13 protein-coding genes and 1 other RNA gene are annotated in these 12785 nt (G+C 71.6%); 2 read left to right on the top strand and 12 right to left on the bottom strand.

Translation table 11 applies throughout. The features are described 5' to 3' along the window. From AC6CH9_RS20330 to AC6CH9_RS20360, 7 genes are all read right to left on the bottom strand, one after another. The coding region (locus tag AC6CH9_RS20330; protein ID WP_498156522.1) for a 6-phosphogluconolactonase at window positions 1–366 on the bottom strand (366 nt) is incomplete at its 3' end. Then, window positions 366–1394, bottom strand: coding sequence for an ROK family protein (locus AC6CH9_RS20335; RefSeq protein WP_498156523.1), 1029 nt, complete (start codon window positions 1392–1394; stop codon window positions 366–368). The genes AC6CH9_RS20335 and AC6CH9_RS20330, both read right to left, overlap by 1 nt. 1 nt (window position 1395) lies before the next feature. Continuing rightward, complete coding sequence (locus AC6CH9_RS20340) at window positions 1396–2319, bottom strand: carbohydrate ABC transporter permease (RefSeq protein ID WP_498156555.1); 924 nt, start codon at window positions 2317–2319, stop codon at window positions 1396–1398. 5 nt (window positions 2320–2324) lie between these two features. Beyond that, window positions 2325–3281 carry a carbohydrate ABC transporter permease gene (locus AC6CH9_RS20345; protein WP_498156524.1) on the bottom strand — a complete coding sequence of 319 codons (957 nt, stop codon included), beginning with the start codon at window positions 3279–3281 and terminating at the stop codon, window positions 2325–2327. Between the two features lie 157 nt (window positions 3282–3438). Continuing rightward, window positions 3439–4743, bottom strand: a complete 1305-nt coding sequence (locus AC6CH9_RS20350) for an extracellular solute-binding protein (protein ID WP_498156525.1) — start codon at window positions 4741–4743, stop codon at window positions 3439–3441. Window positions 4744–4941: 198 nt separating this feature from the next. Continuing rightward, on the bottom strand, window positions 4942–6102 hold the full coding sequence (locus tag AC6CH9_RS20355; protein WP_082141568.1) for an ROK family transcriptional regulator: 1161 nt from the start codon (window positions 6100–6102) through the stop codon (window positions 4942–4944). Window positions 6103–6235: 133 nt separating this feature from the next. After that, the gene (locus AC6CH9_RS20360; RefSeq protein WP_498156526.1) at window positions 6236–7156 is read right to left on the bottom strand and encodes a PfkB family carbohydrate kinase; all 921 of its coding nucleotides are present in this window, start codon (window positions 7154–7156) and stop codon (window positions 6236–6238) included. A 114-nt stretch (window positions 7157–7270) separates the two neighbouring features. Between AC6CH9_RS20360 and AC6CH9_RS20365 the strand changes: the two genes are divergently transcribed. Both AC6CH9_RS20365 and AC6CH9_RS20370 read left to right on the top strand, forming a co-directional pair. After that, window positions 7271–8254 carry a DUF4349 domain-containing protein gene (locus AC6CH9_RS20365; protein WP_498156527.1) on the top strand — a complete coding sequence of 328 codons (984 nt, stop codon included), beginning with the start codon at window positions 7271–7273 and terminating at the stop codon, window positions 8252–8254. Then, the gene (locus AC6CH9_RS20370; RefSeq protein ID WP_498156528.1) at window positions 8247–8609 is read left to right on the top strand and encodes a hypothetical protein; all 363 of its coding nucleotides are present in this window, start codon (window positions 8247–8249) and stop codon (window positions 8607–8609) included. Before AC6CH9_RS20365 ends, AC6CH9_RS20370 begins: the two co-directional genes overlap by 8 nt. Before the next feature lie 75 nt (window positions 8610–8684). Here the strand turns inward: AC6CH9_RS20370 and ssrA are convergent. The 5 genes from ssrA to ftsX form a co-directional block, all read right to left on the bottom strand. Further along, window positions 8685–9051: a transfer-messenger RNA gene (gene ssrA / locus AC6CH9_RS20375) on the bottom strand. 138 nt (window positions 9052–9189) lie between these two features. Then, on the bottom strand, window positions 9190–9603 hold the full coding sequence (locus AC6CH9_RS20380) for a hypothetical protein (RefSeq protein ID WP_498156529.1): 414 nt from the start codon (window positions 9601–9603) through the stop codon (window positions 9190–9192). 101 nt (window positions 9604–9704) lie between these two features. Then, window positions 9705–10175, bottom strand: a complete 471-nt coding sequence (smpB, locus tag AC6CH9_RS20385; protein ID WP_047234045.1) for an SsrA-binding protein SmpB — start codon at window positions 10173–10175, stop codon at window positions 9705–9707. Window positions 10176–10376: 201 nt separating this feature from the next. After that, a complete protein-coding gene (locus AC6CH9_RS20390; RefSeq protein ID WP_498156530.1) occupies window positions 10377–11762 on the bottom strand; it encodes a peptidoglycan DD-metalloendopeptidase family protein in 1386 nt (461 codons plus the stop codon). A 1-nt stretch (window position 11763) separates the two neighbouring features. Continuing rightward, on the bottom strand, window positions 11764–12675 hold the full coding sequence (ftsX, locus tag AC6CH9_RS20395) for a permease-like cell division protein FtsX (RefSeq protein ID WP_047234060.1): 912 nt from the start codon (window positions 12673–12675) through the stop codon (window positions 11764–11766). Window positions 12676–12785 lie beyond the last annotated feature (110 nt).

Raw genomic sequence — 12785 nt, forward strand, 5'->3', positions numbered from 1 at the left:
CGCCCCCGCGATCGACTCCTCGTACGCCGCGCACGCCGCGACCAGGTCCTCGGCGTTGCCGTCCGGACCCTGGACCGCGCCCGGGGCGAAGTCCACCCGCGAGGCGATCTCGGTCTCGATCACGTTCCGGTACCGCTCCGGATGCTCCACGGGCAGACCCACGTACTCGTCGAGCATGAACGCCCGCACCCCCGCGAACGACAACCCGTCCTCACGGTGGCGCCGCACCAGCTCGTCGTACACCCGCAACGGCGACGAGCCCGTCGCCAGCCCCAGCACCGCCTGAGGCCGCGACCGCACCACCTTCTCGACCGCGTCCGCAGCCAGCACCGCCAACCGCTCCGCAGGAGCGATCACGACCTCCATCACTTCACCTTTCGACGGCCGACGAGGGCAGCACCCACCGCGGCGACGGGCACGTCCGCCGGAGCGAGCGAGACCCGCTCGGCGAGACGCAACGAGGACAGGAACGGGGAAGTGCTCGACTGCGCGTCGAGCGCGGCGCGCACGGCGTCGAGGAGCGGCTGCCCCAGGGCGGACACACCGCCACCGAGGACGACGTGCCGGACGTCGACCGTCAGCTCGAGGATCCGCACCGCGGAGGCCACGGCGGACGCGAACTCGTCCTTGATCCGGATCGCCTCCGGGTCGCCCGCCGCGGCCGCGTCGAAGAGCTCCGCGGGCGCGGGCCGGCCGTGGCGCGACGGCCACCGGGCGGACACGGCGGAGCCCGAGGCGTAGACCTCGACGCACCCGCGCTGGCCGCACGCGCACTCGGGGCCGCGCGGGTCGATCGGGATGTGCCCGATCTCGCCCGCCGCGCCGCTCACGCCTCGACGCAGCTCGCCACCGAGCACGATCCCGGCGGCCAGACCGGTGCCCAGCGCGAGGAAGGCGAGGTCCGACCCGTCGTCCCCACGCAGGTGCGAGGCACCGAGCGCGGCGACGTTGAGGTCGTTGTCGACCTGGACCGAAAGGCCGCCGAGCTCCGCCGAGAGCGCCTCCGCCAGCGCGAAGCGCCCGCCCTCGATGCCGAGGTTGACGGCGTGCATGACGGAGCCGTCCTCGGGGTCCACCAGGCCCGGCACGCCGACGCCGACGCCGTCGACCTCGGCGAGCTCGACGCCGGCGCGACGCACCACCTCCCGGACCGCGCGGGCCGCGCTGGACACCACGCCCTGCGGGCCGCGCACGGTCGGCAGGCGCAGGGTCTCCCGCGCCACGCCGTCGGGTCCGAGGAAGGCGGCGAGCACCTTGGTCCCGCCGATGTCGAGACCGACCGCGTTCCCGGTCGCCGCGGAGTCGCACCGCGGCGTGCCACCGGGACCGGGGGCGCCGGCCAGGGCTGCGGCCGCCTCGCCGTTCAGCGAGGCGGCCGTGCTCAGGTCGCTCACGTCAGCCCTTCACCGCACCCGAGACGAGGCCACCGGTCATCCGACCCTGGACGATGAGGAAGAAGACCACGACCGGGATCGCGATGAGCACCGACCCCGCCATGACCGCGCCCCAGTTGGTCGCCTGGGTCGCCTGGAGGAACGTCCGCAGCCACACCGGCAGAGTCATCGACTCGGGACGCGACATGATGATCAGCGCCATGACGAACTCGTTCCAGGCCTGGATGAAGGCGAAGACGCCCGTCGCGACGAGGCCCGGAGCGAGGAGCGGGAAGGTGATCTTCCAGAACGCCTTGCCGCGCGAGCAGCCGTCGATCATCGCCGCTTCCTCGAGCTCGGCGGGGACACCGTTGACGAATCCTCGCAGGGTCCAGATCGTGAAGGGCAGGACTCCGGAGACGTAGACGATCCCGAGGCCGACGATCGTGTTGAGCATGTGCCAGCTGTCGATGATCCGGAAGATCGAGATCATCATGGCCTCGCCCGGGATCATCTGGACGACGAGGACCGCGAGGATGAAGGCGCGCCGACCCTTGAAGCGGAAGCGCGTCACCGCGAGCGAGGCCAGGAAGCCCAGGATCATCGCGATGATGAGCGTGAACAGCGTGACGGTCAGCGAGTTGCCGAGCGCCGGCAGGAACGCGGCGCGGTCCTTGCTGAAGATCGCGCTGTTGTAGTTCGCCAGGGTGAAGGTGTCCGGCGTCGGGACGAAGTGCAGCTCGCTGCCACGGATGAGGCTCGAGGGCAGGAACGACGTGTTGACCATCCAGTACACCGGGAAGACCGACGCGACGAACACGATGATGGCGAGCACGGCGTAGACCACGTTCGCCAGCTTCTTGTTCCGGGTCTCACGGCTCGACCGAGGAGCGGTGCGCGAGGCGCCGGAAGCGTGCCGCACGGACGGTGCGGTCGCAGTCGAGATGGTGCTCACAGTTCTTCCTCCCGGACCGTCTGGCGCACGTAGTAGAACGAGATGGCGAGCATGATGAACACGAAGATCACGGAGATCGCACCGGCAACGCCGTAGTGCCCCTGGGCCATGCCCGTCTGGTAGATGTACACGCCGATCGTGTTCGTCTGCTCGCGGACCCCGCCGACGGTCTGGAGGGCGTAGATCTGCGTGAAGACCCGCAGGTCCCAGATGATCGAGAGCACGATCAGCACGGTGATGATGCTGCGGACGTAGGGGACCATGATGAGCCGGAAGCGCTTGACCGGCCCCGCCCCGTCGAGCTGGGCGGCCTCCAGGACCTCGCCCGGGATCTGCGTCAGGCCCGCGTACATCGTGAAGGCGACGAACGGCACGCCTCCCCAGACGATGATGATCGTCGCGACGGTGAAGAACAGCAGCGGGTTGATGAGCCACGAGTGACCCATCCAGTTGTTCCCCGTGATCGTCGTGAGGAGGTTGTTCACGACGCCGTACTCCGAGTCGAAGATCCACCCCCAGACGATCGTCACGGCGAGCGCCGGCATGGCCCACGCGAGGAGCAGGCCCACCGAGACGAGCATGCGGAAGCCCTTGCCGAGGCGCATCATGAGCAGCGCGACGAGCGTGCCGAGGACCATGGTGAGGACGACGCAGACCACCATGAAGAGGAAGCTGCGGAGCAGCACGGTCCAGAACCCGTCCACGTCGGTGAGGACCTGGACGTAGTTGTCGAAGCCGACCCACTCGGCGGGCTGCCCCATCAGCTGGGCGCGCTCGTACTCCTGGAACGACATGATGACGAGCCGGATGATGGGGTATCCGACAAGCACTCCCAGCACGACGAGGCTGGGGACGAGGAGCGTCCAGGGAAGGATCGGCGGACGCCGCTTCTTGGGGGGCCGCACCGCTGCGCCAGAGCGCTCGGTACGGGGTTCGAGGGTGGTTGAGCTCATTTCCTCACTCCGTCAGGGTTGCGCGGTGGTGCGCAGGGGACGTGCCGACGGCCCGTCATGGGAAGGGGCGGGGACTCCTCAGGAAGGAGGCCCCACCCCTGACGGCTCGAGCCTCCGGCGGTGCCCGACGTCCTGCGCCGGGCACCACCGGACGGGCTCAGCTGTTGAGGATCTCCTCGATCTTCGCGTCGAGCTCCTCGGCGACGGTCTTCACGTCGTCACCGTTCGCGATCTTGACGAACGCGCTCTGGAGGATGTTCTGCGCCTCGACGTCGGCCCACTTGGGCGACGGCGGGGTGAGGCGCGCGTTCTGCGCGGCCGCGACACCGGCCTGAGCGATCGGGTCCTCCTGCGGAACCTCGCCCGCGAGGGACTTCTTCGCCGGGATCATGTTCGCCTGAGCGAGGATCGTCTGGTACTCGTCGCTCATCATGATCTCGAACGCCTTGTACGCGAGCTCGGGGTTGTTCGACTTCTGCGCGACGGCGATGTTCGAGCCACCGGCGAAGACGGCCGCCGGCTCGCCCGCGGTCTTGCCGGGCAGCGGGAACGCCGCCAGGTCGGAGCCGTACGTCTCGACGCAGCCAGGCGTCGCGTCCGGGTCCTCCGGCGCCTGCGGGGACTTGATCGTGCCGGCGATCCAGGTCGGGGCCGAGACGTACCCGACCTTGCCCTCGCAGAACGGCACCTGGAGGTCGGTCTCCTGACCGTCCTTCGGCGCGTGCGACGCGTTGGTCATGAGGTCCTGGACCTGCGCGAGGCCGGCGAGGCCACCCTCGCTCGAGAAGCCGGCCTCCCACTCACCCGAGTCGTTCTGCTCGGCGATGAAGCCGCCGTTCTCCCACACGAACGGGAGCGCGTTGTACCAGTCCTGGCCCGGCCAGTACACGCCCGAGACCGTGTCCGTGGTCATCGCCTTGGCGCTCGCGACGTAGTCGTCGAGCGTCGCGGGGACCTCCGCGCCGCCGGTCACCTGCGGCGTGTAGAACACCGCACGCGAACCCGCGTAGTAGGGCAGGGCGTAGTGCTTGCCGTCCCAGTCACCGGCCTCCACGAAGCCGGGGAGCAGGTCGTCGCCGCCCAGGGACTCGAACTCCTCCGCCGTGATCTCGCGGAAGTAGCCCGCGGACGTGAACGCCGGGGACTGCGTGTTGCCGACCTCGACGATGTCCGGGCTGTCGGACCCGGCGAGCGAGGTGGTGAGCTTGTCGACGAGGCCGGTCCAGGACTGCTCCTCGATCGTGAGGGTGCTGCCCGGGTTCTCCTCCTCGAACGTGGTCTTGAGGTAGTCACGTGCGGTGTCCGGCGTGTCCGAGCCGTTGAGCCAGACGCGGATGTCGCCGGTCGCGGCCTCGCCCGAGCCGTTGTCGTCGCTCCCGCCGTCGGAGCTGCAGGCGGTCAGCGCGAGCGCCAGGGTGATCGTCGACGCCACGGAGGCGACGACGAGACGGTTCCTCTTCACTGGGTGCTTCCTCTCGGTGTTTCTTGGTGGCGGCGTCGATGACGCCACCGGAGGTGTGGCAGGAGTCCTGCGTAATAGAGCGCGTGCAGGGGTACTGCGTTCCTGGGGTTGCTGCTCTGGGGTTCCCAGGAGGTCTGAGGGGCTGGGTCGGGGCCCGGCCCCGGTCGGGCGGTGGAGGTCAGTCCGAGCGTCGTCGGCTCATGAGACCCCCAGCTGTCCGGACAGGACGAGGACGGCTGCCCCGGCAAGGACGACGTCTTCGTCGAGCGTGGCCATCCGCACCTGGAGCCCGCTGCCGATGACCGGCATCGTGCGCGAGCGGATGGTCTCGAACGCCGCCTCGCGCAGAGGCCCGTCGAGCAGGTCCGCAGGACCGCTGACGAGCACCTCCGCGAGGTTGAGCGCACTGACGACAGGTGCCAGAGCGATGCCCAGCGTCCTGCCCACCGACGCCAGGACGGCGTCGGAAGCCTCGGTGTCGAGCCCGTCCACCGCGCGGCGCAGCGCCGGCACGGACAGGACGGTCTCCAGGCAGCCGCGGCGCCCGCAGGCGCACGGCTCGCCGTCGTCGACGACGGTCACGTGACCCAGCTCGCCGGCCGCGTCCGCGTGCCCGCGCACTCGTGCGCCGTCGACCATGATCCCGGCGCCCACGCCCTCGCCCACGGTAAGGACGAGCAGGCCGTCGCCGGCCGCGCCGCCGAACGTGAACTCGCCGAGCGCAGCGATGTTCGCGTCGTTGGCCACGTGGACCGCGAGGCCGAGCCGCTCGGTGAGCTGCGCGGCGAGCGGGACGTCGTACCAGCGCCGGTTGGGCGCCTCGATGACGCGACCCTCGGCGTCGACGACGCCGGGCGACCCGATCCCCACGCCGATGACCGGCTGGGTGGCGGACGCGATGAGGCCACGGCAGAAGCGCGTGAGGAGGTCGACGAGCTCGGTCCCGGTGCGGCCGTCGACCGCCAGGCTCTGCCGGACGACGAAGTCGCCGGTGAGCGTGAGGACCGCGCCGCGCAGCACCTCGTCGTCGGTGAGGTCCACCGACACGATCTGGTAGGCGCTCGTGCGCATCCCGACGAGGATCGCGGGCTTGCCGACGCGCTGGCCCGGGCGGACGCCGAGCTCCTCGACCAGCCCCTCGGCGATGAGCACCGAGACGAGGTCGGAGATGGTCACGCGGGTGAGGGACGTGGCGCGGGCCAGGTCGGCGCGCGAGGTGGGCCCCTCGTGGAACAGGTGCTGCAGCACGAGGGACCGGTTGTGGGCCCGAGCGTGCTCGGGCAGCACCTTCGAGGTCGGCCTGAGCCCTGTGCTCAGACGCCTCCTCGGTGCTCCGGTCCCCGTGACTGCCGTTGTCATGTTTGTTAGTAGACTGCCTTTACTAAGTGGCTGTCAACTTCCTCGCGGCTTCGTGACCGAAATGTTGCCGATCGGCCCTCGCGACGGGACCTGGGTCCCGTCCCGGGGCGGCCCGTCGACCCGGCCGTCGGCGTCAGCGCGAGCCCGCCGCGCCGACCCAGCCCCGCGCGCCCGGGTGCTCCACCGATCGCGACGCGACGACGACGGCCTGCTCGAGCGCGACGCGCCACGACGCGCCGCGCGCCGCCTCCGCCGCGAAGGCCCCGTGGACCACGTCTCCCGCCCCGAGCGTGTCGACGACGCGCTCCGGCTCGGGCACCGCGACGTCGTACCGCTCCCCCGCGTCGAGCACCTCGATCGGGCGCGGACCGCGGGTGCGGGCGACGAACCGCGGACCGAGCGCCGCGACCGCGGCGAGCACGGCGCCCGACCCGATCCCCGGCGGCCGGAAGTCCGCCGACACCACGACCGCGTCGCACGAGCCGATCATCTCCGCGGCGCCCGGCTTCCACGACCCCCCGTCGAGCACGACGGCCGCGCCCCGCTCGCGCGCCTCGCGCGCCACCGCGAGCGCCAGGCCCGGCAGGTGCCCGTCCAGCAGCAGGACGTCGCCCGGTCCGACGCCGTCGAGGAGCCCGGGGCCGCCCGCCGCCGCGCGGTCCGCGAGGTCGTCGAACCCGGACGCGTTGGTGCTCACGACGGCCCGTTCACCGGTGCCCCGCGTGACGAGCACGGTCGAGACGGCGAGGCGTCCACCGGCCGTCCCGGCCGCGGCGTCCACGAGCTCGATCCCGCAGCCCGTGAGCTCGCGACGCACGACCTCCGCGAGCGGCCCGCCCCCGACGGCGGTGACGAGCCGCGTCGGGACGCCCAGCGCGACGGCGGTCGCCGCGGCGTTGGCCGCCGGCCCCCCGAAGGTGGCGTCGACGGACCGCGCGACGACCTTCTCGTCAGGTCGCGGCAGGGCGTCGACGACCTGGACGACGTCGAGGGTCACGAGACCGCAGCACACGAGCACGCGCCCATCCTGCCGTGCCGGGGCCCGGGACCGCACGGCCGTCCACGGTCCCGGGCGCCGCGCTGCGGTTGGATCACGACCAGTTCACAAGACGGTCACGATGTCGCGCGCGGTGTCCGGTTCGCACGCTTGGCCCCCTACTCTCGCAGCATGCGGACCACTCGCCCCCTCGCCGTCGTCGCGACTCTCCTGCTCGGCGGCGCACTGCTGGCAGGCTGCTCCGCGTCCTCGGGCGACATGGCGTCCCTGTCCGGGGACGCCGGTGGCGCCGTCTCGGGGGTCGCGGAAAGCGGCGTCGCGGACGCCGCCGAGGACGCGTCCTCGGGGATCGCCCCGGGCGACGAGGACGCCGTCGCCGCGGCGGAGCGGGAGATCATCACCACGGGGTCGGTCACGGTCGTGGCCGACGATCCGGCGGTCGCGGCCGACGCGGTCGCCGACCTCGCGGAGAGCGCGGGCGGCCGCGTCGAGAGCCGACGGCAGTCGGAGCCCGAGGGCGACGGGCGCGCGTCCGCGGAACTGACGATCCGGGTGCCGTCGACGCAGACGACCGCCACCGTCGACGCGCTCGACCAGGTGGGCGAGGTCCGCGACCTGTCGATCGAGGCGGTCGACGTGACGGGGACCGCGCGCGACCTCGACGCCCGCGTCGACGCCCTGACGACGTCCGTCGAACGGCTGCGCACGCTCATGGGCGACGCCGCCACGACCGCGGACCTGCTCGCCGCGGAGCAGGAGCTGACGACGCGTCAGGCCGAGCTGGAGTCGCTCCAGTCGCAACGCGCGGCGCTCACGGACCAGGTCTCGATGTCGACCCTGCACGTCACGCTCGTCCAGGTCGCGCCGGCCGAGCAGCTAGCCCCCGGCGGCTTCCTCGGGGGCCTGCAGAACGGCTGGAACGCGCTGCTCGCCACGCTCAACGGGCTGGTCGTCGTCCTCGGTGCCCTGCTCCCGTGGCTCGTGGTCGCCGGAGCGCTGCTGCTCGTCGTGCGCTGGGTCCTGCGCCGGTTCCGGCGGCGAGCCCAGGACGGCGGCACGCCGCCGGAGGACGCCGACCGCCCGGGGCCCGACGACGGCCCCGACGCTCCCGCCGCGAGCCGCGGGCCGCTCGTCGGGGCGTCCACCCATGACTGACCCCACGCTCGCCGAGACCCCGTCGACCGGGCGCGTCGCGCGCCTCTGGCACGATGCGGACGACGGCGAGCCCCGGCCGGTCGGGCACCTCGTGACGCGCGTGTGCACGCACTGGGACACCGTCGGTCCGTACGCCTTCCCGCGGCACGTGAACCCCGAGCCGCGCGTCCAGTGGCGCGCCCACCTGGACGGCGCCGACCCGGCGTTGGCGGAAGACCTGTACAGCGACGACCCCGAGGCGCCACCGCTCCCCCGCGAGGACGACGACGGCCTCGTCGTGCGGGGACGACGGCTGCGGGTCGAGTGGCTCGACGGCGAGGAGGCGGCCGCCGCCTGGGCTCAGCACGGGTGGTGACGGAAGAGCAGGGGGCACACGCCGCCGCAGACCGCAACGGCCCGCACCCTCGAGGGGTGCGGGCCGTTGCCGCAGGGGTGGAGGTGCGGGGAATCGAACCCCGGTCCGGTGACGCCGATCGAGGACTTCTCCGGGCGCAGTCTGCTGTCGTTTTTCTCGGCCCCCGCACTCACGCAGACAAGATGCGGACGGGCTCAGTCACCTGAAAGTCCCCGCAGCCCCGGTGACGAGGACTGCGAGCAGTGGCTCTCTAGATGACGCCAGGATCCGAGTCGAGAGCTAGCTCGGGCTGACGGACTTCGGGGCTCGCTCAGGCGGCGAGGGCGAAGTCGGTGCGCTTGTTATCGGCACCTGTGTTTTGCAGACATCGTTTACGAGATAAGCCTGCATCCTCGGCCCGCTTCTCCTCGAAGCACGACCACCGTCGAAACCGATCACCCCCTGTGGAGTTGTCAATCACTGCGCGGCTCCCGGGCGGACCCGGTCCTCGCTCAGCAGGACAAGCCTACGGGATGAACGTCGGTCGCCGCACCGTTATTTCCGCACCTCCCGGACGCGGCCCGGCTCGCGACGCCGGCTACTACTTCTTGCGGCTCAGGGCGTCCACGAGCAGACCGCCCGCGATCCCGAGGAGGAACACGTCCTTCGCGAGCCCCGTGCCCTGCTCGGTCGGGCGCACGCCGTCCTCGCGCGTCATGCCCGGGGTCTTCAGGTACATGCCCACGAGCCCGGCCGAGAACACGCCCAGGCCCACGGCCACGACCCCGGTGGGGACGAACGGGGCGACGAGCGCCGCGCCGAGCGCGATCTCCGTGGTCGAGAGCGCCTTGGTGAACTGCCTCGGCTCGACGTCTCCCAGGAACGAGTACGTCCCCGCCGCCATGCCGTGGATCCCCTGCGCGGTCGCCTCGTCGGCGCCGCGCTTGTTCAGGCCGGAGTTGAGGATGTACGCGCCCGCAGCGAGGCGCGGGATGTACTGACGGAGCTTGACCATGGGGCCTCCTGGTTCGCGGTCGTCGTCTCGCCCTCGACCGTACGTCGAGGGAGGCGACGTCACCAGCGGGTGGACCGTCGTCGGCCCGGAGGCGCCCGGGGTCAGCGCAGCTCGCGCTGCCGCATCGCTCGCTGCGCCTCGCGGTTGTCCTGCTTCTCGCGCAGGGCCTGCCGCTTGTCGTACTCCTTCTTGCCGCGGGCGAGCGCGATCTCGACCTTGGCCCGGCCGTCGAGGAAGTAGAGCGCGAGGGGCACGATCGTGTGGCCCTTCTCGCGCGTCTTGGACTCGAGGCGCAGGATCTCCTCCTTGTGCAGGAGCAGCTTGCGCTTGCGACGCGGGGCGTGGTTGTTCCACGTCCCCTCGGTGTACTCGGGGATGTGGACGTTCTCGAGCCAGGCCTCGCCCCGGTCGACGGCGACGTAGCCGTCGACGAGCGAGGCCCGCCCCATCCGTAGCGCCTTGACCTCGGTGCCCGACAGGACGATCCCCGCCTCGTACACGTCCTCGATCACGTAGTCGTGGCGCGCCTTGCGGTTGCTGGCGACGACCTTGCGGCCGGTGTCCTTCGCCATCCGTGTCCTACCGTCCTTCGCTGTCGTGTCGTCACCCGCGGCGCCGGAGCTCCGGTCCCGCCGCTCGGTGCCAGGAGCCGTCGTCGTGCCGGCGCACCAGAGTACGGGTGCCCGACCACGCCCGGTACCGATTATCCCCCGCCTCCTGAGGGCGCGGGTCAGGTCGGAGCGTGCGACGCGGCGGGCTCGAGCGGACGCCGGTCAGCCCAGGACCGACATCGGATCGATGGTGGACCCGTTGACGTACACCTCGAAGTGGAGGTGGCACGCCCCCGACAACCCGGTGTTGCCGGAGTAGCCGATGACCTTGCCCTTCTCGACCTTCTGCCCGGAGGACACCGCGAAGCGCGTGAGGTGGTTGTAGCTCGTCATGAGGTTCTTGCCGCCGACGGTGCCGTGGTTGATCAGCACCTGGTTGCCGAAGCCGTTGCGCCACTGGGCGTGGACGACCGTCCCGGGCCCGGCGGCCATGATCGGGGTCCCGCAGTAGGCACGCAGGTCGGTCCCCGCGTGGAGACGGTAGTACCCGAGGATCGGGTGCAGCCGCATCCCGTAGCTCGACGTCACGTGCGGCACCGCGGTCGGGAAGGACAGGAAGCTCGAGATGCTGCCCCGGTCGCCACCCGCCGAGGAGCCACCGCCCCCTCCACCACCACCGCCGCCACCGCCGCCCGACGACCCGCCGCCGCCGGAGGACTGCTGCTGCTGCTGGCGACGCGCCTCCTCCTCGGCGGCCTTGCGGTCGCGCTCCGCCTGCTCGGCGATGATCCCCTTGATCTCCTGCTGGAGAGACTGCTGGGCCGCCTCGTTCTCGGCGACCTTCGCCTCGGCCGCGGCCTTGCGCTCCTCGATCGTCGCCTTCTTCGCCTGCTGGTCGACGATGAGCTGCTCCACCTCGGCCTTGCGGTCCGCCGCGGCCTTGCGTGCCGCCTCCGCGGCGACGAGGTTCTCGTCCGCCTGCTTCTTCAGGTCGGCCACCGTCTCGCGCACCGCCTGGAGGCGCGCCTCCCGGTTGCGCGCGACCGACTCGGCCTCGAGGAGGTCCTGGAGAGACCGGGACTGGCTGCGCGCCGCCGTCGACGAGACCGCGTACTCCTCGATGAACTCCTCGGTGCTCTGCGCGCCCGTGACGATGCCGAGGCTCGAGACGTCGCCCTGACCGCGGTACGCCTGACGCGCCATCTCCGCGATGCTGGACTTCGCGTCGGCGACCTCGGTCGCGCCACGCTCGATCTCGGCGCTGATCGCGGCCTCCTGCCCCAGCGCGTCCTCGAGCCGCTGCGCGAGCAGCTCCGCCTCGCGCTGGGTCCGCTCGACCTCGGCCTCGGCGGCGTCCAGCTCGGCCTGGGCGACGGGCAGTCGCGCCTCGATCGCCTGGAGGTCCACGACCGCCTGCGCGAGCTCGGCGTCCGTGTCCTCGAGCTCGGACTGGAGCTGCTCGCGGTTGCCGAGGATCTCGGACTGGCGCCGTTCTGCCGCTGCGCGACGGTCGTCGATGTCGTCGGCGGAGGCCGACGCGACACCCCCCACGAGGAGCATCGTCGTGGCGATCAGGGCCGCGGTCGCGCGGCGGAGGTCCCGCTTCATCTCACACCCTCGTGTGCCGGTTGAGCGTGACGACCGAGGACACGGCCGCCAGCAGGAACGCGATGCCGACGAGGACGGGCGCGATGCGGAGCACGTCCGACTCGTCGACGTAGGCCACCCACGTCACGGACTGCGACAACCAGTCGGTGACGAGGTACTTCACCCCCACCCACAGCCCGCCGACCGCGAGGAGAGCCCCCAGCACGGCCGCGATCGCCCCCTCGAGGAGGAACGGGAGCTGGATGAACAGGTTCGACGCCCCGACGAGCCGCATGATGCCGGTCTCGCGCCGTCGGCTCAGCGCCGACAGCCGGATCGTCGTCGTGATGAGCAGCACCGCGGCGAGGAGCATGACCGCGGCGAGGCCGGCGGCGAGGAGCGACGCGCGGTTGAGCGCGAGGAAGAGCGAGTCGAAGATGCGGCGCTGGTCCTCGACGACCTCGACCCCCGGGCGCCCGGTCACGACGTCGTTGACGACCTCGTAGTTCTCCGGGTTGGTGAGCTTGAGGCGGAAGGACGCCTGCATGTCGTCGACGGTGAGCTGGGTGCCGAGGTAGCCGTCCGGGTACCGCTCCTGGAACGCCGCGAACGCGTCGTCCTTGGACTCGAAGTACACGGTCTGGATCTCGTCGGCGAGCTCGGACTCGAACACGTCCTCGAGCGCGGCGATCTGGTCCGGGGTCGCCTCCCCCGCGGCGCACGTCGGCGACGGCGAGCCGGTCGGGCAGAGGAAGACGGACACCTCGACCTTGTCGTACCAGTCGTCCTTGAGCTTGCCGATCTGCGCCTGGAGCAGCATGGACGCGCCGACGAACGTCAGCGACACGAACGTCACGAGCACCACCGAGACGGTCATCGAGACGTTGCGCCGCAAGCCCTGGCCGAGCTCCGCGAGGATGAACTGGAGTCGCACGCCGATCACTCCCCCGCCGTCGCCTCGACGTGGCGACGCACCGAGCGTCGCGACGGCGGCTCTGCCGGCTCCTCCTCGGCGGCGGGCCGGGCCGCAGGCGGCTGCGCGCG

This window comes from Cellulosimicrobium sp. GQ32, assembly GCF_059758455.1.

Excerpts from the sequence above, each read along its gene's own strand:
- AC6CH9_RS20345 (WP_498156524.1), bottom strand. The coding sequence starts at position 3,281 with ATGAGCTCAACCACCCTCGAACCCCGTACCGAGCGCTCTGGCGCAGCG.
- AC6CH9_RS20355 (WP_082141568.1), bottom strand. The coding sequence starts at position 6,102 with ATGACAACGGCAGTCACGGGGACCGGAGCACCGAGGAGGCGTCTGAGC.
- AC6CH9_RS20365 (WP_498156527.1), top strand. The coding sequence starts at position 7,271 with ATGCGGACCACTCGCCCCCTCGCCGTCGTCGCGACTCTCCTGCTCGGC.
- AC6CH9_RS20370 (WP_498156528.1), top strand. The coding sequence starts at position 8,247 with ATGACTGACCCCACGCTCGCCGAGACCCCGTCGACCGGGCGCGTCGCG.
- AC6CH9_RS20380 (WP_498156529.1), bottom strand. The coding sequence starts at position 9,603 with ATGGTCAAGCTCCGTCAGTACATCCCGCGCCTCGCTGCGGGCGCGTAC.
- smpB (WP_047234045.1), bottom strand. The coding sequence starts at position 10,175 with ATGGCGAAGGACACCGGCCGCAAGGTCGTCGCCAGCAACCGCAAGGCG.
- AC6CH9_RS20390 (WP_498156530.1), bottom strand. The coding sequence starts at position 11,762 with ATGAAGCGGGACCTCCGCCGCGCGACCGCGGCCCTGATCGCCACGACG.